The 22,313-nt window shown below is 65.7% G+C and carries 24 protein-coding genes and 1 tRNA gene; 4 read left to right on the forward strand and 21 right to left on the reverse strand.

Annotated elements, in window-relative coordinates; all coding sequences use genetic code 11:
- Positions 1-102 precede the first annotated feature (102 nt).
- Positions 103-1,662, forward strand: coding sequence for an oleate hydratase (locus QX051_RS03995; RefSeq protein ID WP_315775140.1), 1,560 nt, complete (start codon positions 103-105; stop codon positions 1,660-1,662).
- Between the two features lie 521 nt (positions 1,663-2,183).
- Here QX051_RS03995 and QX051_RS04000 read toward each other — a convergent pair.
- From QX051_RS04000 to QX051_RS04055, 12 genes are all read right to left on the reverse strand, one after another.
- On the reverse strand, positions 2,184-3,065 hold the full coding sequence (locus QX051_RS04000; protein ID WP_315775141.1) for an AraC family transcriptional regulator: 882 nt from the start codon (positions 3,063-3,065) through the stop codon (positions 2,184-2,186).
- Between the two features lie 104 nt (positions 3,066-3,169).
- Positions 3,170-3,580 (reverse strand): hypothetical protein, encoded by a 411-nt coding sequence (locus tag QX051_RS04005; RefSeq protein WP_315775142.1) that lies wholly within the window; start codon positions 3,578-3,580, stop codon positions 3,170-3,172.
- Positions 3,581-3,683: 103 nt separating this feature from the next.
- Positions 3,684-4,559: a class I SAM-dependent methyltransferase gene (locus QX051_RS04010; protein ID WP_315775143.1), complete on the reverse strand. Its 876-nt coding sequence runs from the start codon at positions 4,557-4,559 to the stop codon at positions 3,684-3,686.
- Positions 4,560-4,731: 172 nt separating this feature from the next.
- A complete protein-coding gene (locus QX051_RS04015) occupies positions 4,732-4,998 on the reverse strand; it encodes a Txe/YoeB family addiction module toxin (RefSeq protein ID WP_315775144.1) in 267 nt (88 codons plus the stop codon).
- A 9-nt stretch (positions 4,999-5,007) separates the two neighbouring features.
- Entirely contained in the window at positions 5,008-5,277 is a 270-nt protein-coding gene (locus QX051_RS04020) for a type II toxin-antitoxin system prevent-host-death family antitoxin (protein WP_315775145.1), read from the reverse strand.
- Between the two features lie 253 nt (positions 5,278-5,530).
- Positions 5,531-5,608, reverse strand: a tRNA-Pro gene (locus QX051_RS04025).
- A 184-nt stretch (positions 5,609-5,792) separates the two neighbouring features.
- Positions 5,793-6,353, reverse strand: coding sequence for a MerR family transcriptional regulator (locus tag QX051_RS04030; protein WP_315775146.1), 561 nt, complete (start codon positions 6,351-6,353; stop codon positions 5,793-5,795).
- Positions 6,354-6,505: 152 nt separating this feature from the next.
- The gene (locus QX051_RS04035) at positions 6,506-6,862 is read right to left on the reverse strand and encodes an integration host factor subunit alpha (protein ID WP_315758632.1); all 357 of its coding nucleotides are present in this window, start codon (positions 6,860-6,862) and stop codon (positions 6,506-6,508) included.
- Positions 6,863-6,995: 133 nt separating this feature from the next.
- Positions 6,996-7,970, reverse strand: coding sequence for a beta-ketoacyl-ACP synthase III (locus QX051_RS04040; protein WP_315775147.1), 975 nt, complete (start codon positions 7,968-7,970; stop codon positions 6,996-6,998).
- Entirely contained in the window at positions 7,967-9,028 is a 1,062-nt protein-coding gene (plsX, locus tag QX051_RS04045) for a phosphate acyltransferase PlsX (RefSeq protein WP_315775148.1), read from the reverse strand. The genes QX051_RS04040 and plsX overlap by 4 nt, the downstream gene beginning before the upstream one ends.
- Positions 9,029-9,346: 318 nt before the next feature.
- A complete protein-coding gene (locus QX051_RS04050) occupies positions 9,347-9,973 on the reverse strand; it encodes a DUF177 domain-containing protein (protein WP_315775149.1) in 627 nt (208 codons plus the stop codon).
- Between the two features lie 4 nt (positions 9,974-9,977).
- Entirely contained in the window at positions 9,978-10,514 is a 537-nt protein-coding gene (locus tag QX051_RS04055; protein ID WP_315775150.1) for a ubiquinol-cytochrome C chaperone family protein, read from the reverse strand.
- A gap of 129 nt (positions 10,515-10,643) precedes the next feature.
- Between QX051_RS04055 and QX051_RS04060 the strand changes: the two genes are divergently transcribed.
- From QX051_RS04060 to QX051_RS04070, 3 genes are all read left to right on the forward strand, one after another.
- Positions 10,644-11,105, forward strand: a complete 462-nt coding sequence (locus tag QX051_RS04060) for an outer membrane protein assembly factor BamE (protein WP_315740216.1) — start codon at positions 10,644-10,646, stop codon at positions 11,103-11,105.
- A 156-nt stretch (positions 11,106-11,261) separates the two neighbouring features.
- Complete coding sequence (locus QX051_RS04065) at positions 11,262-12,269, forward strand: tripartite tricarboxylate transporter substrate binding protein (protein ID WP_315775151.1); 1,008 nt, start codon at positions 11,262-11,264, stop codon at positions 12,267-12,269.
- Positions 12,270-12,488: 219 nt separating this feature from the next.
- Positions 12,489-13,571 carry a DUF2336 domain-containing protein gene (locus QX051_RS04070; protein WP_315775312.1) on the forward strand — a complete coding sequence of 361 codons (1,083 nt, stop codon included), beginning with the start codon at positions 12,489-12,491 and terminating at the stop codon, positions 13,569-13,571.
- An 83-nt stretch (positions 13,572-13,654) separates the two neighbouring features.
- Here the strand turns inward: QX051_RS04070 and QX051_RS04075 are convergent, their stop codons facing one another.
- The 9 genes from QX051_RS04075 to QX051_RS04115 form a co-directional block, all read right to left on the reverse strand.
- The gene (locus QX051_RS04075; RefSeq protein WP_315740218.1) at positions 13,655-15,775 is read right to left on the reverse strand and encodes a sodium-translocating pyrophosphatase; all 2,121 of its coding nucleotides are present in this window, start codon (positions 15,773-15,775) and stop codon (positions 13,655-13,657) included.
- Between the two features lie 201 nt (positions 15,776-15,976).
- Complete coding sequence (gene thiL / locus QX051_RS04080; protein WP_315775152.1) at positions 15,977-16,969, reverse strand: thiamine-phosphate kinase; 993 nt, start codon at positions 16,967-16,969, stop codon at positions 15,977-15,979.
- Between the two features lie 196 nt (positions 16,970-17,165).
- On the reverse strand, positions 17,166-17,669 hold the full coding sequence (nusB, locus tag QX051_RS04085; RefSeq protein WP_315775153.1) for a transcription antitermination factor NusB: 504 nt from the start codon (positions 17,667-17,669) through the stop codon (positions 17,166-17,168).
- A gap of 1 nt (position 17,670) precedes the next feature.
- Positions 17,671-18,162, reverse strand: a complete 492-nt coding sequence (ribH, locus tag QX051_RS04090; RefSeq protein WP_315775154.1) for a 6,7-dimethyl-8-ribityllumazine synthase — start codon at positions 18,160-18,162, stop codon at positions 17,671-17,673.
- Positions 18,163-18,344: 182 nt separating this feature from the next.
- The gene (locus QX051_RS04095; RefSeq protein WP_315775156.1) at positions 18,345-18,953 is read right to left on the reverse strand and encodes a riboflavin synthase; all 609 of its coding nucleotides are present in this window, start codon (positions 18,951-18,953) and stop codon (positions 18,345-18,347) included.
- On the reverse strand, positions 18,953-20,104 hold the full coding sequence (ribD, locus tag QX051_RS04100) for a bifunctional diaminohydroxyphosphoribosylaminopyrimidine deaminase/5-amino-6-(5-phosphoribosylamino)uracil reductase RibD (protein ID WP_315775158.1): 1,152 nt from the start codon (positions 20,102-20,104) through the stop codon (positions 18,953-18,955). The genes QX051_RS04095 and ribD overlap by 1 nt, the downstream gene beginning before the upstream one ends.
- Positions 20,101-20,586: a transcriptional regulator NrdR gene (gene nrdR, locus QX051_RS04105; RefSeq protein ID WP_006612773.1), complete on the reverse strand. Its 486-nt coding sequence runs from the start codon at positions 20,584-20,586 to the stop codon at positions 20,101-20,103. The genes ribD and nrdR overlap by 4 nt, the downstream gene beginning before the upstream one ends.
- 13 nt (positions 20,587-20,599) lie before the next feature.
- Positions 20,600-21,904, reverse strand: a complete 1,305-nt coding sequence (glyA, locus tag QX051_RS04110; RefSeq protein WP_315775160.1) for a serine hydroxymethyltransferase — start codon at positions 21,902-21,904, stop codon at positions 20,600-20,602.
- Between the two features lie 272 nt (positions 21,905-22,176).
- On the reverse strand, positions 22,177-22,302 hold the full coding sequence (locus QX051_RS04115; RefSeq protein ID WP_315775162.1) for a hypothetical protein: 126 nt from the start codon (positions 22,300-22,302) through the stop codon (positions 22,177-22,179).
- Between the last annotated feature and the right edge of the window lie 11 nt (positions 22,303-22,313).

Here is a 22,313-nt window from a genome sequence, read left to right on the forward strand (position 1 = left end):
GATCGTGATCACCGCGCGCCGCGGCGGTTGACCTGGATCAGTTCCGCCAGGGAACACAGCGGCTAAGCCCCGGATCGCAACAGACGATCCGGGTGAACCATCATGAAGGCGTATTTCATCGGCAGCGGCATCGGCGCATTGGCCGGCGCGGCATTCCTGATCCGTGACGGCGGCGTCGCGGGACGCGACATCACCATCTACGAGAAGCGTCTGCCCTATGGCGGCAGCCTCGATGGCGCGCGGCTGCCCGACGGTTCCTATTCGCTGCGCGGCGGCCGCATGCTGACGACCGATCACTACGAATGCACGTGGGACCTGCTCTCCACCATCCCCAATGCCGGCGATCCCGGCCGCACCGTGCGCGACGAGACGCTCGCCTTCAACGAGGCCCATGTCGCGCATTCGCAGGCGCGCCTCGTCGATCGCAACCGGCACAAGGTCGACGTCTCCACCATGGGCTTTACGATGCAGGATCGGCTCGAGCTCGTCAGGCTGACCGAGGCCTCCGAGGACAAGCTCGGCAACTCCCGCATCACCGACTGGCTGTCGCCGCCGTTCTTCACCACGAATTTCTGGTTCATGTGGCAGACGACGTTCGCATTCCAGCCCTGGCACAGCGCGGTCGAGTTCAAGCGCTATCTGCATCGCTTCATGAACGAGTTTCCGCGCATCGAGACGCTGGCCGGCGTCAAGCGCACCGTGTTCAATCAGTACGACGCGATCGTGGTGCCGCTCGTCAAATGGCTGGAGGGCCATGACGTGAATTTCGCCGGCGGCGTCGATGTCACCGACATCGAGATCGCGACGGAAGCCGGCAAGCACGTCGTCAAGCGCTTGACCCTCGATCGCAACGGCAAGCCGGAGACGGTCGTGGTAGCAACCGACGATCTGGTCTTCCTGCAAAACGGCTCGATGACGGATGCGACCAGCCTGGGCACGCAGGATGCGCCGCCGCCGCGGCTCACCAAGCAGGACAGCCAGGGCTGGACGCTGTGGGAGAAGATCGCAAGGGGACGCCCGGAGTTCGGCAATCCCGCCGCTTTCAACTCATCGATCCCCGAATCCTGCTGGGAGTCCTTCACCGTCACCTGCCGCAATCCGCGCTTCTTCGACGCGATGGAAGCGTTCACCGGCAATGTCGCCGGCACCGGCGGGCTCGTTACCTTCACCGAGTCCAACTGGCTGATGTCGGTCGTGCTGTATCACCAGCCGCATTTCGCCGGCCAGCCTGCGGACGTGCAGGTGTTCTGGGGCTACGCGCTGCATCCCGACCGCATCGGCAATTTCGTGCCGAAGGCCATGGCCGATTGCGGCGGCGCCGACATCCTCAAGGAGCTGTGCGGCCATCTCAACTTCGACCTTTCGGTGTTCGACAACGCGACCTGCGTGCCCTGCCGCCTGCCCTACATCACCAGCATGTTCATGCCGCGCAACACCAGCGACCGCCCGCTGCCGGTGCCGGCGAATTCGAAGAATCTCGCCTTCGTCAGCCAGTTCGTCGAGATTCCCGACGACGTCGTGTTCACGGTGGAATATTCGGTGCGCGCGGCGCAGATGGCGGTCTATCAGCTGCTCGGCATCACCCGGGCGATTCCGCCGATCACCCGCCACGACAAGTCATTCCGCGTGCTGATCGAGACGGTGGAAAAGGCCTTCGCATAGCGCCGTGGCCCTTCGCATCTGCAAAAACGCGCGCCCGGATCAGGCTCGATCCGGGCGCTTTCCATCTCGCGAGGCAGAGTGCGCCTCTATGCTTGCGTGAGCTATCAGTAGCCGAGCAGTGCGAGACCGACCCAGCTGACGGCAAACAGCGACACCACCGAGGTTGCAGCGGCGAAAACAGACAGCGACACTTTCAAAGTCCTGAGGACCATACGCGCCTCCTTCAACGACAATGAACAGCACATCGAGGTGAACCCCGATGTCAGTCTGAAATTTCCTGAAACCCGACTCCGCGACGAGCCGAACACAGGTTTGGTGCGCGCGTGCGCGCAAAGGTTCAATGTCAGGGTGTGGGCCCCGACTGAGCTGCTTGATCGTTAACGACATGACCGGATCGCGGTTCCCGGACGAGAACTGGAACCGCTCCAAGGTCGGCCCGCTCCCCCCGAGCCCTGCATGCGGGACTCGCGGGTTGAGACGGCTCTTGGCTACACGTTTTAGGAAAGGTCGGCCGTCAGGGGCTATTTCAGCGGCAGGAACAGGTCCGCAGCCGTCTCGTGCTCGGGAACCTCCGGGAAGAAGTTCAGCCGCTGGCAATAGATCGGGAAGTCACGCGCCTCCTCGCCGCTGGCCGGAAGCCAGTCGCGATAGAGAAACAGCGCGGCCGGCTCCAGATTGTGGGTGTTGCCGACGACGCGCAGCACGGCGCAGCGTCCGCCGGGGATCTCGCCGACCCTGATTGTCGCGTCATCGGTCTCGACCGGCCGATCGGTCCCGACACAGAGATCCACGCTGTAATCGGCAGGCGACGCGGGGCGCCGCTCGGAGCGCCAGACCGTGAAGGTCGGATTGGTCCTGGGGTGCAGGCCGGCAGCCTTGCGCCAGGCGATGAAGCGCTGGATCGTGGCGCCGAGCGTCGCCGGGTCGCCGCGATGCTCCATGATCGCCACCGGCGTGGTCGGCACCTCGCGAATCGTCACGTCGTCAGGGGTATAGGTCGTCCGCATCAGCTTGCTCCTTGCTTCGTCGAAAGGCCCGAAGGCCGCAAGCCACGGCTCCCAGTCGGGAGATTTCCGGAACGATGACGGCGATTGCCCGAACCGTTGCCGAAAGGCGCGGGCGAAGGCGTCCGGTGCATCGTAGCCGGCATCCATCGCGACCTCCGTGACGGTTTGGGCATCGCTGTAGGCCAGCTGATAGGACGCCCGCTTCATGCGGGCGAGCTGGATGTAGCGATGCACGGACAGCCCGAAGGTCGCCGTGAACTGCCGGTGGAAATGATATTTCGAGTAAGCCGCGATGCTGCTCAGCGCGTCCAGGTCCAGATCATCGTCCAGATGCCGGTCGATATGATCCAAGACCCGCTGCATCCGGGCATGGTAGTTCTGCAGCGCCGCCTTCATCGTTCAGTACTCCGTGGCCGCAGCAGCTAAGCGCGCTCAACGCTGACGCGCTCGACCGATCTTGCGGCTTTGCCACGGGGTCAAAACCAGCACAAAGGATCGGGTCACCTCTTGTTGGCCTGGTCCTTTCTGCTCGCGCATATCTTCACGAAGACTGGATAAGCGGCGCCTGTTCCATGCTCATACAAATTGAAAATGTAGCGGCCCGGCTTGTCCGTGTAGATGATCCGATCATCCGCCTTGCGGTAGCCATCCTTGAGGAAACCATCAGGACCGTTCACCCAGACCTGCGCGCCACTATAGACAACCGCCTCCATCCCACCTTTCTCGTTCAATTGCTGCTCGACAATCCCGACGGTCAGAGCTTGGCCGCCCGCAAAGTTGCCGTAAAATCGCGTATCCAATCCTTGGTAGGACCAGCATTGTGAGCCTGGCTGCATATTGATTTGAACGTCGGCCTTCGCCGCCGACAGGAAGCCGACCAACACGGCACCGGCTGAGAGCAGTCTCGTCATCTTGCACATCTCGAAACGCGTTCTTTCTGTCGCATATGCGCTGATCGTAAGCTCCGCGCTCGCATAGATGGCGCCGCGCTTGGGCTCCGGCGCGGCCGTCGCATTACGGATCGACCGCAGTCACGATCCAGAACGATGCCGGCACCACGACGCGCGGCCCCTTGGCGTAGCGCGCCAGCGCCTTCCTCACGGCAGCGATCGCGGCCTCCGTGGCCTCGGACGGCTGCCCGGCCACGGCACGGCCGGCGGGCCCGATCGCGAGCGCCGTCTGCACCGCGCTGTCGAGGCCGGCGCCTGCGCCGAAGTCGAGCGCGATGTCGTGGCGCTCCAGCCGAATGCGCCGCAGCCCGGCATCGGTCATGACCTTCTCGATCCATTCGGCGGCTCCGAACGCGAAATCGTCCGGCGCGTGCGGCGGCAATCCCGGCAACTTCGGCACGTGGTCATAGGCCGCCTGCAGCGGCTCCAGCGCCCACGGGTTGTCGCGCAGCTCGCCCCAGCAGGCGAAGGCGACGCGCCCCTCCGAGTGCAGCGCATTGCGGATGTTGAGCACGGCGCGCACCGGATTGGCGAAGTACATGACGCCGAGGCGCGAGATCATGAGATCGGCGCTCGCGGCCTTGAAGTGATGCACCATGGCGTCGCCCTGCACGAAGCTCACCGGCGCATCGGCGGGGGTGAACTCGTGGGCCGCGGTCAGCATGGCTGCGGACACGTCGAGGCCAAGCACGCTGCCGCCGGGGCCGACCTTCTCGGCCGCCGCGATCAAGGTCGCCCCGCAACCGCAGCCGATGTCGAGCACCCGCTCGCCCGCCTGGATCGCCGCACGCTCCAGCAGCGCCTCCTGCACCGGCGCCAGTAGCGCATCGATCTCGGCGCGGCGCGCGACCCAGCGCCCGCCGCCCGCACCGTTCCAGAAGGCGATCTGCTCGGCGTTCTCGAAATGCCCAAAGGAGATGTCGGCGACGGCGGCGTCCATGGAAGAACTCGGCACAATTGCAGAAATAAAAAACGAGGCCGGCGCGTCTAACGCGCGGGAATCCCGTCGCAGATGTTAAGCGGCCCTCACTGAGTTGGAAAGGTGCGGCGGGTCCGCGCGTACAGCGCATTTTTGGACCAGCGGGCGCAGGACCGCGGCGGCATGGTCCAGCTCAATAGTGATATTTGCACTGGGCAATATCGAGCCGTTGCGTGTCTCCTTGACCCGTGACGCGATAAACCAACCTGTGCTCTCCGGTGATACGCCGAGACCACCAGCCGTGGAGCGCATGTTTGAGGGGCTCTGGTTTCCCCAACCCCTTGAACGGGTCTCGTTTGATGTCCTTGATCAACGTGTTAATGGCCTGGAGAACTTTCTCGTCGTCCTTCTGCCACTCGAGATAGTCCTGCCAAGCGCCTTCGGTCCACGCGATAATCATGTGATCGGATCAAACCGACCTCGTCGGCTCAACCGGCTCACGCTCCGTCAGTTTACCCTCGTCTGCCTCCTGGATCGAACGCAGGAGATGAACGGCGTTTGCCGGGCTCCTCAGAAGATGGACGGTCTCCATAAGACCCTCGTATTCCTCCTCTGACATCAGCACCACGCTTCGTGCGTTCTGACGCGTAACGACGAGCGGTGCCCGTCCATCGCAGACCGCATCCATATAGGTTGCAAGATTGTTCCGCAGCTCGCTGTAGGAAACGTGAGCCATCATACACTCCCCTTTCGAGGCACACTTTCTTGTACAGATATTTGGCAATCCAAGTAAAGCAAGAGTATCGTGGCACCTGAAGGCGACGCTGTCAGCGTGAGCTGAGCCTCCGATGAGGATTCCCAACCGCCGTCCGGCTCGCCGTCACGGGGCGAGGCGCTTCCGCCAAGAGTCGTGGATCCGCAATATTTGATCACTTCGACGGAGGGATGCAGAGGATCGAGCCCCGGATGAAAACAGAAGCGATCCCGAAAAATGGTCGGAGCGGCGGGATTCGAACCCACGACCCCTAGTCCCCCAGACTAGTGCGCTAACCGGGCTGCGCCACGCTCCGATGGCCGATCGTGTAGCCGTGATCGGGATGGGATGCAAGGCACGGCGGACGGGTTTCGTGGGGGCGATGGATAGAGCGGAGGTCGGGGACCGCCACCCCCAAACCCCTCCCCGCAAGGGGGAGGAGAGCGCAGCCGACTCGTGGCGCCGTCGGCTCATCCTGTGTTTAGGGCAGCAGGCGCCCCTCACACCTCTTTCATGGCGCGATCGAGCAGCGCGCGGCAGTCCAGCAGCTCCTTGAGCACGCCTTGAAGCTTGTCGCGGTCTTCCGGCTTCATGCCGGCGCGGGCGGGCGGGCCGACCCGGAAGGTGTCGAGGATGTCGTCCTCGGTGTCGACGAAGCGGAAGTCGATGCCCTCCTCGTCGGAGGCCTCCTCCTCGTCCTCCGATTCGACCTCGGCCTCGCCGATCGGCTCCTCCTCCATGAGGGCCTGGCCGAGCGTCTCCTCCATCGCACCGAACGAGACCGCGGCAGAGCTGTCGGCCAGTCCCTGGACCGACTTGACGCCGTGCTCCTTCAGGATCCGCTGCACCCCCTTGATGGTGTAGCCTTCGCCATAGAGCAGGCGCCGGATGCCCTTGAGCAGGTCGACGTCGTCGGGCCGGTAATAGCGCCGGCCCCCGCTCCGCTTCATCGGCTTGATCTGGGCGAACCGGGTCTCCCAAAACCGCAGCACGTGCTGCGGAATATCGAGCTCCTGCGCGACCTCGCTGATCGTCCGAAACGCATCCGGCGCCTTGTCCAAATGCCCGTTCCCCTTCGATCGTGCTGACAAGAAAGTGGCAGACTACGCTGAATAGATTGGACGAACTGTACGCGGGACGAACTGTACGCGGAACGAACGATACGCGTTCGTCACGGCCTGCCGACAATGCGGCGGGGCGACGGCCCCCGGCCCTATTCCGGCTCGGCGCCGAACTCGGCGCTGGCCTCGCCGTTCATCTTGCCGCTGCCCTGTTGGCCGTTGATGCGCTGCTTCAGGATCGCGGACGGCTTGAACACCATGACTCGCCGCGGCGAGATCGGCACTTCCGTGCCGGTCTTGGGGTTTCGTCCGATGCGCTGCCCCTTCTTGCGCACCATGAACGACCCGAAGGACGATAGCTTGACCGTCTCGCCGCGCTCGAGGCAGTCGGTGATCTCTTTCAAGACCAGCTCGACGAATGCAGACGACTCCGTCCGCGACAGCCCCACCTTCTGGTAGACTGCCTCGCAGAGATCGACGCGTGTGACTGTTTTTCCGGTTCCCGCCATCGCCTGCCCCAAACTCACGGCGAATAATTCGCTCCGGAAATTAAGAGGTTAAGCGGCGGTGGTCAACAGCAGCGTGAATAGAAGTACAGGCCGTAGTGTCGATCTCTGGGCGTAATCCCGCCGCACGGCAGGCTCACCAGCGCACCAGGGCCGAGGCCCAGGTGAAGCCGCCGCCCATCGCCTCCAGCAAAACCACGTCGCCCTTCTTGATGCGGCCGTCCTTGACGGCCACGTCGAGCGCCAGCGGGATCGAGGCAGCGGAGGTATTTCCATGCAGATCGACCGTCAAGACCACCTTCTCCGGCGCGATGTGCAGCTTGTGCGCCGAAGCGTCGATGATTCGCTTGTTGGCCTGGTGCGGCACGAACCAGTCGATGGTCTCGGCCGACAGGCCGGTGGCATCGAAGGCGTCGACGATCACGTCGGTGATCATGCCGACCGCGTGCTTGAACACCTCGCGGCCCTCCATCCGCAGATGCCCGACGGTCTGGGTCGAGGACGGACCGCCGTCGACATAGAGCTTGGCCTTGTGGCGACCGTCGGAGCGCAGATGCGTGGTCAATACGCCGCGATCGGCCGAGGTGCCGCCCTGCTCCTGGGCGTCCAGGATCACCGCGCCCGCGCCGTCACCGAACAGCACGCAGGTGGTGCGGTCGTTCCAGTCGAGGATGCGCGAGAAGGTCTCGGCGCCGATCACGAGCGCACGCTTGAACGAGCGGCTGCGGAGGAAATTGTCGGCGGTGGCGAGCGCAAAGACGAAGCCCGAGCAGACCGCCTGCAGGTCGAACGCCGCGCCATGGTGGATGCCGAGTTCGTTCTGGACCGCAACCGCGGTCGCCGGAAAGGTGTTGTCCGGCGTCGAGGTGCCGAGCACGATGAGGTCGATCGACTGCGGATCGACGTCGGCCGCCGCAAGGGCGGCCCGGGCCGCGTTGATCGCCAGATGTGAGGTGAACTCGCCGTCGGCTGCGACATGGCGCTCACGGATGCCGGTGCGCTGGACGATCCACTCGTCCGAGGTCTCGATACGGCTTGCCAGCTCGGCATTGGTCACGACCCGCTGCGGGAGGTAGGAGCCACAGCCGAGCACGACCGAACGAATTGTCACGAGACAGCCTCCTGGGCGACGGGTTCGGACGCCGGCGCGCCGCCGTCGGGATTGAGTGTTTGATTGATCTTGGTCAGGAGATCGTAGCGGGCCATCTCATAGCCAACCCTGACCGCCGAGGCAAAGCCCTCGGCATCGGTTCCGCCGTGGCTCTTGACCACCATGCCCTTGAGGCCGAGCACCACGCTGCCGTTGGATTTGCGCGGGTCGAGCCGGGCCCGCAAAGCGGCAAAGGCGCCGCGGGCCAACAGATAGCCGATCCGTGCAAGCCAGCTCGCCTGGATCGCGCCGCGCAGGAAATCCGTGACCTGGCGGACGGTGCCCTCGGCCGTCTTCAAAGCGATGTTGCCGCTGAAGCCCTCGGTCACGACCACGTCGGCCGCACCCTTGCCAATGCCGTCGCCCTCGACGAAGCCGATATAGTCGAGCTGCGGCAGGTTCATCGCGCGCAGCTGCTCGGCCGCCTCGCGGATCTCCTCATGGCCCTTGATCTCCTCGACGCCGATGTTGAGAAGGCCGACGGTCGGCCGCGGCTTGTTGAACAGCACGCTCGCCAGCGCGCCGCCCATCACGGCCAGCGCGACGAGATGGTGGGCATCGCCGCCGATCGTCGCACCGAGGTCGAGCACGACCGATTCGCCGCGCGCGGTCGGCCAGATCGCGGCCAGAGCCGGCCGGTCGATCCCGTCCAGCGTGCGCAGGCAGAAGCGCGCCATCGCCACCAGCGCGCCGGTGTTGCCGGCGGATACGGCGACGTCGGCCTCCCCCTTCTTGACCGCCTCGAGCGCGAGCCACATCGACGAGGTCTTTCGGCCGCGCCGGAGCGCCTGGCTCGGCTTGTCCTCCATGCTGACGGCGACGTCGGTGTGGATGACCCGCGAGACGGCCTTCAGCCGCGGATGCCGGTCGAGTTCGGGTACGATCTTGGCGCTATCGCCGAACAGCAGAAACTCCGCATCCGGATGGCGGCTCAGTGCGATCGCAGCACCGGGAATGACGATGGCCGCGCCGAAATCCCCGCCCATGGCGTCCAGCGCGATTCGAACCTTTTGAGGCATGACGTCCCGGAAACCTGATCTCGAGCTTTGTCTCGTCTTGGCCGTGACTTGCTTGGCCGTGTTTGGCGGTCGTTCAGAGGCATTGCGCGGCCGATGGACAGGCCAGAGGCCGTCCGGGCCTTTTCGTCGCACCCCGACCCGGGCGCGACAATAGCGTCTCTCCGTGTCGAAACAACCTCCCGGGGGCAATGCAATTTGCAACCGCCACGCGGTCCGGGGCCAGCAGGGACCCGTCTTTGCCATCGAAATCAGCAGCTTGAGAGGATTTCGAGAGGCTTTGTGACAGGATCGACCGCTTCCGGCCTGCACAACGGCGCGTCAATCCTCACCCGTTTTCTTCGCTTTGACGGCGCCCGGGGCGGCGGCATCTGCCGATTTCAGCGCCTTCAGCGCCGCGAAGGGATGGTCCTCCGGCTCGGCGGCTGCCGCCATCGGCTGCTCGAACACGGCACCCGGCTTGCGTGGATAGGGATCGATCCCCAGGAACAGCGCGTCGGCGGCAAGCCGGCCGAGGTCGATCTGCCCGCCAATGATCGGCTCCGGCGGATCAGCCGTCTCCACCTCGCTGTTGGGATCGTCCTCGACCAGATCGGCAAGCTCGGGAATCTGCTCCGGCGGGGCGAACATCTGGTCGATCGGCTCGTCGATCTCGATCTCGATCGGATCGAGCGTGACGACGCAGGTCTGACCGATCCGGGCCCGCACCCGGCCCTCGACATGCACCTTGCCGTCGCGCTTCTGGACGACGTCGAACGAGGCATGGGCCGAGATGACCTCGCGCAGCTCGGCAAGCGCGGCGAGCGCGCGGCGCGTGGCTTCGTCGGCCTCGATCTCGCGATGCAGGCCGGCCTCCGGAATCTGCGCCACGATCACCGGCGGCGCCCGCCAGGGATCCTTCGCCGGATCTCGCCCCGTCTGTCGCGATGTGTCTGTGTCTCTGCTCATCTCGCTAGTCCTGCTGCACCGGCTGCGGGAAGCTCCAGCCGGCGCCGAGCAGCCTGTTGTCGTCGAGAGCGGCGAGGTGCGCGGCCACCCGCGCCGCATAGGCGGCAAGTCCGGCCGCGCTGTCCGGATGCTCCCCGTTCAAGATATTCTTCTGCAGCGCCTCCGCCAGCCGGGCCTCGCTCTCGGACCGGGCGAGGTCATAGGCGGCGGTGCGGCCATAGAACGCCTCGCCGAACTTCTGCATCCGCTTCGGCACGGTGAGATCCCCCACCCCCATCTCGCGCAGATTGTCGTCCATGTCGTCGCAGAAGCGGTCGAATAGCGCCTGCGATAGCTCCGACCCCACCCCGCGCAGCCGCCGCAGCACCAGCCAGAGGTGCAGAATCAGCAGATCGAGCCGTCCCTCGACCGTGTCGGGGACATTCAAGTGTCTATAAAACAACGGGTCTCGGGTTTGTGCCACGATCGTGCCATAGATCGGCTCGATGGTCCCGCGCGGGGACGGTCGGGATTTGCTGAGAAGGTTGAATGGCCAGAGCATGACGGTTCCGCGGTCGAGTTTCCCTGACCCTGTTCGGGGGCATGTTGCAATCCGCAAGTTTGCCCGGTACGTCAACGCCCTGCCCGACGCAAGGGGACGGGATCCGATCTGAAGAAGATGACCCAGACAATGCGAACGACTGCCCGCCTGCTCTCCCGCGGCCTGAGCACCCGACTGCGCACCGCCGGCGCGATCGCGCTGACCTGTCTGGCGCTGGCCGCCTGCACCGGCGAGCAGTTCCAGAAGGGCTACATCATGCCCCCCGGCGCGCTGGAGCAGATCCCGATCGGCGCCAGCCAGGACCAGGTGCTGATCGTGATGGGCACGCCGTCAACGGTGGCGACGCTCGACGGCGAGGTATTCTACTACATCTCCCAGCGCGCCGAGCGCCCTGTCGCCTTCATGAACCAGAAGGTGGTCGATCAGCGCGTCATCGCGATCTATTTCGACAAGAACCGCCAGGTCCGGCGGCTCGCCAATTACGGCATGAAGGACGGCAAGATCTTCGACTTCGTCAGCCGCACCACGCCGACCTCCGGCCAGGAGCTCAGCTACCTGACACCGCTGTTCAAGCTGCTCAGCTTCAACTGATCCCGACACGATCGCCGCAGCCCGGAATGTGATTCCGGGCCACGGCACAAAGCCGGACCGCTGCGCTGAATTGCGCAGCTCGCGCGCAATTGGCCTGCTTGCTCTGGCGCTGCAATCTTCCCTACCCTGCTGCAAAACAAGAGCAGGGAGGAATCATTGGCTCATTGCATCGCGCTGTCGCGCCGCAGGCTTCTGTCCGGAGCCGCAGCGCTGTCGACCGCCGCCATTCTGCCGCGCACGAGTCTCGCCGACTGGCGTCCGACCGAGACGATCAAGCTGATCGTGCCCGCCGCGCCCGGCGGCAGCACCGACGTGATGGGACGGCTGCTGGCCGCGCATCTGCAGACGGTTTGGGGACAATCGGCGGTGGTCGAGAATCGCTCCGGCGGTGGCGGCACGATCGGCACCGCCGAGGTCGCGCGTAACACCAAGGGGGACGGGTACACGATCCTGATCGGCAATCCCGGTCCCAACGCGATCGCCTATTCGATCTTCCGCAACCTCGCCTACAAGCCGGATCAGCTGCAGGCGGTGTCCAACATGATCCGCATCCCGAACATCGTCTCGGCGCATCCGTCGACCGGGATCAAGTCGATCCCGGAGCTGATCGCCTACCTCAAGGCCAATCCCGACAAGCTCAACTACGGCTCGTCAGGCGTCGGCCAGAGCCCGCATCTCACCGGCGCCTGGTTCCTGCAGCTCACCGGGTTGAAGATGACGCACATCCCGTTCCGCGGCGCCGGTCCCGCGCTGCAGGCCGCGCTCGCCGGCGACATCCAGATCCTGTTCGACAATCTGTTTCCGTCGCTGCCGCAGGTGCAGGACGGCAAGCTGACCGGCCTGTGCGTGACGACGCCGGAGCGCAGCGCCAACGCGCCCGACCTGCCGACGATGCGCGAAAGTGCGCCGGAGCTGGCCAAGTTCGACGTGTCGTCCTGGTTCGGCGTGTTCCTGCCCAAGGCCTGCCCGCCGGAGATCGTCAGCGCGCTCAACCTGCAGGTCAAGGCGATGCTGGAGCGCGAGGACATCGCTAAGAACATCGCGGCCATGGGCGCCCGCGCCGACTACGGCACGCCGCAGCAGTTCGGCGACTTCGTCCAGGCCGAGACAGCCAAGTTCGCGTCGATCATCCAGAAGGAAGGCCTGCAGATGGACGTGAAGTAGCCCCTGGGCCCGGCGGCGCCGCGTCTCGGTGGAGCATTGGAATAGGGTTCGTGGTGTAACGGCACCTTAAGCGGGATGGTGCGATAGATGGCGGCCGCGCGTCCTTGATCTGGTTGCGAGATACCATCAGCCGATGCCGGGCCGACGACCTCGCGTGGATGCGGTCCGATCACCGTCCGAGGGGCAGGCGCCGGCGATGTCCATCGCATGAGCCGTGCCTTGCCCAACAGCGTTCTCCACCAGCTCGAAGACATTCTCGCCAGCCGATACGTGTCGCGGCGCGCCGATATCCTGGAGCGCGTCACCGACCTGTTCGTCGTGGGCTCGGGCAAGTTCACCGAAGAACATGTCGATCTGTTCGACCACGTGCTGTTCAAGCTGCTCGACAACGTCGCCATTGCGGCGCGGGCGCAGCTCGGCAGCCGGCTCGCGATGCTGCCTGACGCACCGCCGCGGCTGCTCCGTCTGCTCGCCAGCGACGAGACGATCGCGGTGGCAGGTTGCGTGCTGCGCCAGAGCGAACGGCTCGACGACGAGACCCTGGTCGCGACCGCGCAGACCCGGGGCCAGGAGCATCTGCTCGCGATCTCCGACCGCAAGATCCTCACGGAATCCGTCACCGACGTTCTGGTCGATCGCGGCAATCAGGCCGTCGTTTCGAACACCGCCAACAATGGCGGCGCGCGCTTCTCCGATCACGGCTTCTCCGGCCTGGTGACGAAGGCATCCGAAGATCCCGGCCTCGCCTTGAAGCTCTGGAGCCGACCCGACAGCCCACGCGAGGTGCTGGTCCGGCTGTTCGTCGAAGCCTCCGACGCGGTGCGCAGCCAGCTCGCCAGCGCTGATGCGGCGCGGGCCGAGATCGTCGAGCTCGCCGTGGCGCAGGCTTCGGATCATCTGCAGGCCGCCGCGCGGACGCGCTCGGCCGATTTCGTCACCGCCAAGGACTATGTCGAGCTGCTGCACGCGACTGGCCAGCTCCACGAGGCGCAGCTGCACGGCTTCGCCAAGGAAGGCAGCTTCGACAAGGTCACGCTGGCGCTGTCCCTGATGTGCAAGCTGCCGCTCGACGTGGTCGAGCGCGCCTTCGTGCGCAACCAGCCAGATCAGCTCCTGGTGCTCGCCAAGGCGTTCGACCTGTCCTGGGTCACCACCACGACGCTGCTGTTCATGCAGGCGCATGCCAGCGGCAGCGCACGCCCACAGCTCGACCAGCATCTGGCGAGCTTCTCGCAAATGCAGCCGCGAACCGCGCAGAGCACGCTGCAGTCGTATCGGACGCGGCAGCGCGCGGCGGAATAGATGGCGTCACGACACAACGAGAGACAATGAAAGACCCCGCGGCTCGCGCCGCGGGGTTTTTATTGGTCAGGACATCGCCCCGCTCAGTGCGCGAGGATCGCCAGCAGCAGCAGGGCCACGATGTTGGTGATCTTGATCATCGGGTTCACCGCGGGGCCGGCCGTGTCCTTGTAGGGGTCGCCGACAGTGTCACCCGTCACCGCCGCCTTGTGAGCATCCGAGCCCTTGCCGCCGTAGTGGCCGTCCTCGATGTACTTCTTGGCGTTGTCCCAGGCGCCGCCGCCCGAGGTCATCGAGATCGCGACGAACAGGCCGGTGACGATGACGCCGAGCAGCATGGCGCCGACGGCCGAGAACGCCGCCGACTTGCCGGCTGCGCCGCCGCCCGCGATGGCGTAGATCAGGAAGTACACGACGATTGGCGACAGCACCGGCAGCAGCGAGGGGATGATCATCTCCTTGATCGCCGCCTTGGTCAGCAGGTCAACCGCCTTACCGTAGTCAGGCTTGTCGGTGCCCTGCATGATGCCCGGCTTCTCGCGGAACTGACGCCGCACCTCCTCGACGATTGCGCCGGCCGCACGGCCGACCGCGGTCATGCCCATCGCGCCGAACAGATACGGCAGCAGGCCGCCGAACAGCAGACCAACCACGACATAAGGGTTGTTCAGCGAGAAGTCCGGCTTGATCCCCGCGAAATAGGGATGGTGCGCCGAATCCGCGATGAAGAACTGGAGGTCCTGGTTATAGGCCGCGAACAGCACCAGCGCGCCGAGACCGGCCGAGCCGATCGCGTAGCCCTTGGTGACCGCCTTGGTGGTGTTGCCGACCGCGTCGAGCGCATCGGTCGACTTGCGGACCTCCTTCGGCAGACCGGCCATCTCGGCGATGCCGCCGGCGTTGTCGGTGACCGGGCCGAAGGCGTCGAGCGCGACGATCATGCCGGCCAGAGCGAGCATGGTCGTGGTCGCGATCGCGATGCCGAACAGGCCGGCCAGGCTATAAGTGACCAGGATGCCGGCGATGATGACGATCGCAGGCAGCGCGGTCGACTCCATCGAGATGGCGAGGCCCTGGATCACGTTGGTGCCGTGACCGGTCACCGAGGCCGCCGCGATCGACTTCACCGGGCGGAAGTCGGTGCCGGTGTAGTATTCGGTGATCCAGATGATGAGGCCGGTGACGACCAGACCGACCACGCCGCACATGAACAGCGCCGTGCCGGTGTAGTCGACGCCGTCGAGCTTGCCGAAGCCGATCAGCCAGGCGATGGCCAGCGCCACGCCACCGAGCGACAGGACGCCGGTCGCAATCAGGCCCTTGTAGAGAGCGCCCATGATCGACTGGCTGGCGCCGAGCTTGACGAAGAAGGTGCCTGCGATCGAGGTGATGATGCAGATGCCGCCGATGGCGAGCGGCAGGGTCATCATGTTGGTCAGCAGCGACGACTTGGCGAAGAAGATGGCCGCCAGGACCATGGTGGCGACCGCGGTCACCGCATAGGTCTCGAACAGGTCGGCGGCCATGCCGGCGCAGTCACCGACGTTGTCGCCGACGTTGTCGGCGATGGTCGCGGGGTTGCGCGGATCGTCCTCCGGGATGCCGGCTTCGACCTTGCCGACGAGATCACCGCCGACGTCGGCGCCCTTGGTGAAGATGCCGCCGCCGAGACGGGCGAAGATCGAGATCAGCGAGGCACCGAAGCCGAGCGCGACCAGCGCGTCGATCACGGTGCGACTGTCCGGCGCGAGCTTCATGAAGCCGGTCAGGATGCCGAAATAGATGGTGACGCCGAGTAGTGCGAGACCGGCCACGAGCAGACCGGTGATGGCGCCGGCCTTGAAGGCGAGTTCGAGGCCGCCGGCGAGCGAGGTGATGGCCGCCTGTGCCGTGCGGACGTTGGCGCGCACCGACACGTTCATGCCGATGAAGCCAGCCGCGCCGGAGAGGATCGCGCCGATCGCAAAGCCGATCGCGACGAGCATGCCGAGGAAATACGCAAGGAGCACGAAGATCACGACACCGACGATTCCGATCGTCATGTATTGGCGGCGAAGATAGGCCTGCGCGCCCTCACGCACGGCCGCCGCGATTTCCTGCATGCGCGCATTGCCGGCGTCTGCGCTGAGCACCGATTGTGTGGCCCAGATCGCATAGACGATCGACAGCGCTCCGCAGAGCACGATCACCCATAAAGCTGACATTTAGTTTCCTCGGCTCTTTGCTTTTCTAACTACGTCACGCCGCGCTGGTGCGACGCACGCCCCCTGTCAGGCAGCCCCGGGCGGAGCCGCCTCGAACATCATGAAGCTTGCCAAAATCGCCATGATGACGCAACGCCGCGACGCCTGAACCGCTCCAAATTCAGACGCTTCTTTGGTCGCATTGTGCGGTGCAAATAGGTGTCAGAAGTGGCTGAAGGACAAGCGCGTCAGTGTGACGGGACGGCCCTGCCCGTCCAGGAAGCGCGGGGCTCGCGTTCCTTCGACGATGGCGCCGATGTCGGTGACGGCAACGCCCGCCGTCTCGGCTGCGCCACGGAAGGCTGCGCATTGCGCTGCGGGAACAGTGCAGAGGATCTCGTAATCGTCGCCGCCGGAGATCATGCTTTCAAGCTGCGCGGCCCCGACAGCGAGCAGCTTCGCCGCCGCCGGCGATCGTGGAATGTGTGACAGCGTGATGTCGGCGCTCACGGAAGAGGCGGCGCAGAGCTTGATCAGGTCGCCTGCGAGGCCATCGGAGACGTCCATCGAGGCGGTCGCGTAGTCTCTCACGGCCGCGGCCAGGGCATTGCGCGGCTGCGGCGTGCGATAGCGGCCGATCAGCATATCCCGCGCGACGGGATCGTCGGCCAGCGCCGCCGCCTCCGCTGTGCCCGTCAGCATGCACAGGCCGAGCGCAGCATCACCGATCGTTCCCGTGACCATCACCCGGTCGCCGGGACGCGCCCCGAAGCGATGCACCATCCGGCCCCTAGGCACCCGCCCCCAGGCTGCGATCGAGATCATCACGGGACCGGGCGTCGACACGGTGTCGCCACCGAGCAGCGGACAGCCGAACGCAGCCGCGTCCTCGCCGAGGCCACGCGCGAACTCCGACAGCCACGCCTCGTCCTTCTCGCGCAGCGCCAGCGTCAGGACGAAGCCGGTGGGCACGGCGCCCTTGGCGGCGAGATCGGACAGGTTCACCCGCAGCGCCTTGCGCGCGATGGTGTCGGGGGGATCGTTGGCGAGATAATGGACGCCTTCGACGATGGCGTCGGTCTTGACGACGATGTCGTCACCATTGGCCGGAATGATCGCGGCATCGTCGATGAGGCCGAAGGCGCCGGGGTCGGTCGCCAGCGGCTTGAAATAGCGCGCGATCAGGGAGTCTTCGCCGGAGGGGTTGTGGGTCACGCGCTCGTCCCCCACACTTTGCACACTCTGCTGTCATCGCCCGGCTCGACCGGGCGATCCAGTACGCCGCGGCCCTTCCGTATCCCTTGAACGTCTCTGGAATACGGGATCACCCGCCGTCGCGGGTGATGACAGTCGAGGAAAGAGACTGGCATCGCGCCGGTTCGCAGCGATCGTGCTCCGGCGCCCCCCATCGCTACTTCGGCCCCATCTCGTCGGCTCGGTATTGCCGGGCGAGTTGCTCCAGCACGGCGTTGACCATGCCGGTCTCGTCGCGCTCGACGAAGGCATGGGCGATGTCGACATATTCGGACACGACGACCCGCGCCGGAATGTCCTTGCGCCGCTCCAGCTCATAGGCGCCGGCACGCAGCACCGCGCGCAAGATCGCCTCGATCCGCTGCAGCGGCCAGCCGCGCTCCAGCGCCGTATCGAGCACCGGATCGATCTTGGTCTGGTCGCGCACCACGCCGGAGACGATGTCGCGGAAGAAGGCGGCCTCGGCCGGCAGATACTGCTCGCCCTCGACCTCGTTGCCGAGCCAGTGGCTCTCGAACTCGGCCAGGACGTCGTTGATGCCGGCGCCTGCGATGTCCATCTGGTAGAGCGCCTGCACCGCGGCGAGCCGTGCGGCGCCGCGCCGGTTGGCCTTGCGGTCGTTGGCTCTGACCGGGCCCTTGAAGGGTTTGTTCTCGGCCATGTCAGCCTCGCGCCAGACGGCGTTTGATGCGCAGCACGGCGAGCGCGGCGCGGGCGGCATCGCCGCCCTTGTTCATCTCGGAGACGCGGGCGCGCGCCCAGGCCTGGTCCTCATTGTTGACGGTGAGGATGCCGTTGCCGAGCGGCAGGCCGCGCGCCACCGACATATCCATCAGGGCTCGCGAGGATTCCTGCGACACGATCTCGAAATGGATGGTGTCGCCACGGATGACGCAGCCGAGCGCGATCGCCGCATCATAAGGCTTGCCGGCCTTGGCCGCCGCATCGAGCGCAATGGCAATAGTCGCCGGAATCTCCAACGAGCCGGTGACGGTGAGAACATCATAGCCCACGCCCGCCGCCTTCAGCTCGGCGGTGGCGCCCTCCAGCAGGGCGTCCTGAAGGTCGTCGTAGAAGCGGGCCTCGACGATCAGCGCCCGTGCGCCGGAGATGTCGGTCTGGTCTTTGAGCGGCGCGCGCCGTGCGTCTGCCATGGTTCTGTTTCCATTGTCTTCAGGTGCCTCGTCCCAAGGGAGCGGCCATCCGGCCGCCTCGCGAAGGGCGAGATGAAATCGGCCTCATGCTGCGAGACGACACATCAGCGCCTCCTCGCAATCAGGGCTGGCCTTGTAGGCGCCAGCGCCCGCAAAGCCAAGACGGAAAGCCCCCTTCGAGGCTACTTCATTTCCGTGAGGCGCGCGGCATAGCGCGCCATCAGGTCGACCTCGAGATTGACCTCGCCGCCGGCCTGCCAGGACGACAGCGTGGTGACCGACAGCGTATGCGGAATGATCAGCACCGAGAAGGCCAGTTCGTCGACGGTGTTGACCGTCAGCGACACGCCGTCGAGGGTAACCGAGCCCTTGGTGGCGATGAAGCGCGCCAGATCCCGCGTTGTCTTCAGCACGAACCGCGCCATATCAGGCAGGTCGTCGCGGCTGACGATGGTCGCAATACCGTCGACATGACCCGAGACGATGTGACCGCCGAGCTCGTCGCCGATCTTCAGCGCCCGCTCCAGGTTCAGCTTCGTTCCGACGCGCCAGTGCTTGGCCGTGGTCAGCGCCAGCGTCTCCGCGGCGGCATCGACCTCGAACCAGGTCTTGCCGTCGGTGAGGCCCGACTGCACGACCGTGAGGCAGACGCCGTTGTTGGCGATGGACGCGCCATCGGCGATCGTGGCCTGGTCGTAGCTGCAGGCGATGCGCAGCCGGTGCAGCTTGCCCTCGGTCCGCGGCGTCAGGCTGACGATCTCGCCGATATCGGTGACGATGCCGGTAAACATTACGCGCGCTCGTAAATCGTAAGGGTGTCGGGATCGAGCGTTTCGCTAGCACGAACGCGATAGGCCGGCGACTGCGTGATTGCGGTCAGCGGCAATGCATCCAGCGCAGCGATCCCGTCCGCTCCGATCTCCCCGGGACCACGCAGCAGCCAGATTTCATCGACCAGGCCACTTGCCATGAAAGATGATGCGACGCGGCTGCCGCCTTCGATCATCAAACGGGTGATGCCCTTCTCGGCGAGCGCCTTGAGCACGGCGGGTGGCTCCAGTGCCGACGGTGCGACCTGCGGCGGCAGGCGGATCACCTGCGCGCCGGCGGCTCCCAGCTTGGTCGCTGCGGCGGGCTCCGCCACCTCAGAGGCAACGAGCCAAAGCGGCGTCGTCCGCGCTGACTGCACCAGACGGCTGGCGGTCGGGAGGCGCAGGACGGGGTCGAGCACGACACGGACCGGCGAGCGGGATTCCATGCCGGGTAGCCGGCAGGTCAGCAGCGGATCGTCGGCGATCGCGGTGCGCACGCCGATCAGGATCGCGTCGCTCTGGGCACGCAACACATGCACGCGCGTCCGCGCCGCTTCGCCGGTGATCGCGACCGGCGTGTTGCCCGCGGTTGCAATCTTGTCGTCGGCCGAGACGGCAAGCTTCAGGATCACATGCGGCCGCCCGTCGCGGATGCGTCGGAAATGACCCGAATGGTCGCGCTTGGCGTCCGCCGAGCAGAGGCCGACCTCGACCTGGATGCCGGCGGCGCGGAGCTTCGCATGTCCCTGCCCTGCGACCTCCGGATTGGGATCCTCGATCGCCGAGACGACGCGGCTGATTCCGGCTGCGATAACCGCGTCCACGCAAGGCGGCGACTTGCCGACATGCGAGCACGGCTCCAGCGTCACGTAGAGCGTGGCGCCTTTGGCTGCCTCCCCGGCACGGCGCAGCGCCTCGGGCTCGCCATGAGGACGTCCACCGGGCTGGGTCCAGCCGCGGCCGACGATCACGCCGTCCTTGACCACCACGGCACCGACGGCGGGATTGGGCCAGGTCCGCCCCAACCCGCGGCGGCCGAGCGTCAGCGCGAGCTGCATGAAGCGGCGGTCGGCGTCCTTCTGAGCCTTCAGCTTCTCGCCGACCTGATCGACCAGAACCCGGAAGATCATTTGCGGACCGGCGCGAGGCGCGGTGCTTCGTCCTCCGCCGAGAGCTCGCCGAGCACGGCCTCGAAATCCTTGGCCTCGCGGAAATTGCGGTAGACCGAGGCGAAGCGGACATAGGCCACGTCGTCGAGATCGCGCAGATGCTCCATCACGATCTCGCCGATCGCCTCCGAGGACACTTCCGACTCACCGCCGCTCTCGAGCTCGCGCACGATCGCCGAGACCATCTTCTCGACCCGCTCCGGATCGACCGAGCGCTTGCGCAAGGAGATCTGCACCGAGCGCATCAGCTTGTCGCGGTCGAACGGCACGCGGCGGCCGTTGCGCTTGATCACGGTCAGTTCGCGCAGCTGCACCCGCTCGAAGGTCGTGAAGCGGAAATTGCAGGTGACGCAGACCCGCCGCCGCCGGATCACCGAGGAATCCTCGGTGGGGCGGGAGTCCTTCACCTGCGTATCGAGGCTGTTGCAGCTCGGGCAGCGCATTTCGCGTTAAGCCTTACTGATAGATCGGGAACCGGTCGGTCAGCGCCTTCACCTTCCCCTTGACCGCAGCTTCCACCAGCGGCGCGCTGCCGTCCGGCGCCTGTGCGATCGCGTTCAGCACCTCGGCGATCAGGCTGCCGACCTGCTGGAATTCGGCGACGCCGAAGCCGCGGGTCGTCGCCGCGGGGGTGCCGAGGCGCAGGCCCGAGGTGACGAACGGCTTCTCGGGGTCGAACGGGATGCCGTTCTTGTTGCAGGTGATGCCGGCGCGGACCAGCGCCTTCTCCGAGACGTTGCCCTTCAGGGCCTTGGGCCGGAGGTCGACCAGCATCAAATGGTTGTCGGTGCCGCCGGAGACGATGTCGAAGCCATGCGCGCGCAGCGATTCCGCCAGCGCCTTCGCGTTCTCGACGATGTTCTTCGCGTAAGTCTTGAACTCCGGCCGCAGCGCTTCGGCGAAGGCCACCGCCTTGGCCGCGATCACATGCATCAGCGGACCGCCCTGCAGGCCCGGGAAGATCGCCGAGTTCAGCTTCTTGGTCAGTGCCTCGTCGTTCCAGAGGATCAGGCCGCCGCGCGGGCCACGCAGCGATTTGTGGGTCGTGGTCGTCGTGACGTGGGCATGCGGCACCGGCGAGGCATGTACGCCGCCGGCGACGAGACCGGCGAAGTGCGCCATGTCGACCAGGAGGTAGGCTCCGACGTGGTCTGCGATCTCGCGGAAGCGCTTGAAGTCCCACGGGCGCGAGTAGGCGCTGCCACCGGCGATGATCAGCTTCGGCTTGACCTCCTCGGCCTGCTTGGCGACCGCATCCATGTCGATCAGATGATCGTCGCGGCGGACCGTGTAGTGCGCGGCCTTGAACCACTTGCCGGACATGTTGACCGGCGAGCCGTGGGTGAGATGGCCGCCGGCGGCGAGGTCGAGGCCCATGAAGGTGTCGCCGGGCTGCAGGAGCGCCAGGAACACGGCCTGGTTCATCTGGCTGCCGGAGTTCGGCTGGACGTTGGCGAAATTGGCGCCGAACAGCTTCTTGGCGCGGTCGATCGCGAGGTTCTCGGCGACGTCGACCCATTCGCAGCCGCCATAATAGCGCGCGCCCGGATACCCTTCCGCGTACTTGTTGGTCATCACCGAGCCCTGGGCCTCCAGGACCGCCCGGCTGACGATGTTTTCCGAGGCGATCAGCTCGATCTCGTGCCGTTGCCGACCGAGTTCACCCTTGATGGCGGCGGCGATTTCGGGATCGGCCTCGGCCAGGGTGGCGGAGAAGAAGGAATCGACTGACGAGGCGGGCTTGGCGCTGGAAGCGGTCATCGGCGGAATATCTCCACGTCCGCAAGGCCTTAGGTGGCCTGCGGTCGGTTCAGTGAAGTCGGTCGGAAAAGACCCCTGCCCTTACCATATGGGCGGCGGCAGGCCAAGGGACAGGCCAAGCGGTTGCGGGTCAAACCGGATATTTGCGCCAGATATGGTGGACGAGGTCCAGAGCAAGCCCTGCTCAAGCCCCGCCGCAGGAGTGCCAGCTTTCCGACATCTGCCACGTTTCCTTGGTCCGGAGATTGGTCGCCTTGTAGATTCGCCCCCGATCATCGCCGGGCGGGCAATTCTTCGGCTTCCAGACGGTGCAGAGGCACGGGATCGCCCAGTTTGGAATGGGCCACGGCGGCGTTCCACTCTGCGTCGATCTGCTCGGCACCGCTCTGGTACAGCACGTGCGTCCCCG

Origin of the sequence: Bradyrhizobium sp. SZCCHNR1053, assembly GCF_032381235.1 — a bacterium.
In the GTDB taxonomy this organism is placed as follows: domain Bacteria; phylum Pseudomonadota; class Alphaproteobacteria; order Rhizobiales; family Xanthobacteraceae; genus Bradyrhizobium.

What these genes read in the sequence shown, in the direction of transcription:
- QX051_RS03995 (WP_315775140.1), top strand. Translation starts at nt 103, where the DNA reads ATGAAGGCGTATTTCATCGGCAGCGGCATCGGCGCATTGGCCGGCGCG.
- QX051_RS04000 (WP_315775141.1), bottom strand. Translation starts at nt 3,065, where the DNA reads ATGAAGGCGGCGCTGCAGAACTACCATGCCCGGATGCAGCGGGTCTTG.
- QX051_RS04005 (WP_315775142.1), bottom strand. Translation starts at nt 3,580, where the DNA reads ATGACGAGACTGCTCTCAGCCGGTGCCGTGTTGGTCGGCTTCCTGTCG.
- QX051_RS04010 (WP_315775143.1), bottom strand. Translation starts at nt 4,559, where the DNA reads ATGGACGCCGCCGTCGCCGACATCTCCTTTGGGCATTTCGAGAACGCC.
- QX051_RS04015 (WP_315775144.1), bottom strand. Translation starts at nt 4,998, where the DNA reads ATGATTATCGCGTGGACCGAAGGCGCTTGGCAGGACTATCTCGAGTGG.
- QX051_RS04020 (WP_315775145.1), bottom strand. Translation starts at nt 5,277, where the DNA reads ATGATGGCTCACGTTTCCTACAGCGAGCTGCGGAACAATCTTGCAACC.
- QX051_RS04035 (WP_315758632.1), bottom strand. Translation starts at nt 6,862, where the DNA reads ATGGCGGGAACCGGAAAAACAGTCACACGCGTCGATCTCTGCGAGGCA.
- plsX (WP_315775148.1), bottom strand. Translation starts at nt 9,028, where the DNA reads ATGCCTCAAAAGGTTCGAATCGCGCTGGACGCCATGGGCGGGGATTTC.
- QX051_RS04050 (WP_315775149.1), bottom strand. Translation starts at nt 9,973, where the DNA reads ATGAGCAGAGACACAGACACATCGCGACAGACGGGGCGAGATCCGGCG.
- QX051_RS04055 (WP_315775150.1), bottom strand. Translation starts at nt 10,514, where the DNA reads ATGCTCTGGCCATTCAACCTTCTCAGCAAATCCCGACCGTCCCCGCGC.
- QX051_RS04060 (WP_315740216.1), top strand. Translation starts at nt 10,644, where the DNA reads ATGCGAACGACTGCCCGCCTGCTCTCCCGCGGCCTGAGCACCCGACTG.
- QX051_RS04075 (WP_315740218.1), bottom strand. Translation starts at nt 15,775, where the DNA reads ATGTCAGCTTTATGGGTGATCGTGCTCTGCGGAGCGCTGTCGATCGTC.
- nusB (WP_315775153.1), bottom strand. Translation starts at nt 17,669, where the DNA reads ATGGCCGAGAACAAACCCTTCAAGGGCCCGGTCAGAGCCAACGACCGC.
- ribH (WP_315775154.1), bottom strand. Translation starts at nt 18,162, where the DNA reads ATGGCAGACGCACGGCGCGCGCCGCTCAAAGACCAGACCGACATCTCC.
- QX051_RS04095 (WP_315775156.1), bottom strand. Translation starts at nt 18,953, where the DNA reads ATGTTTACCGGCATCGTCACCGATATCGGCGAGATCGTCAGCCTGACG.
- ribD (WP_315775158.1), bottom strand. Translation starts at nt 20,104, where the DNA reads ATGATCTTCCGGGTTCTGGTCGATCAGGTCGGCGAGAAGCTGAAGGCT.
- nrdR (WP_006612773.1), bottom strand. Translation starts at nt 20,586, where the DNA reads ATGCGCTGCCCGAGCTGCAACAGCCTCGATACGCAGGTGAAGGACTCC.
- glyA (WP_315775160.1), bottom strand. Translation starts at nt 21,904, where the DNA reads ATGACCGCTTCCAGCGCCAAGCCCGCCTCGTCAGTCGATTCCTTCTTC.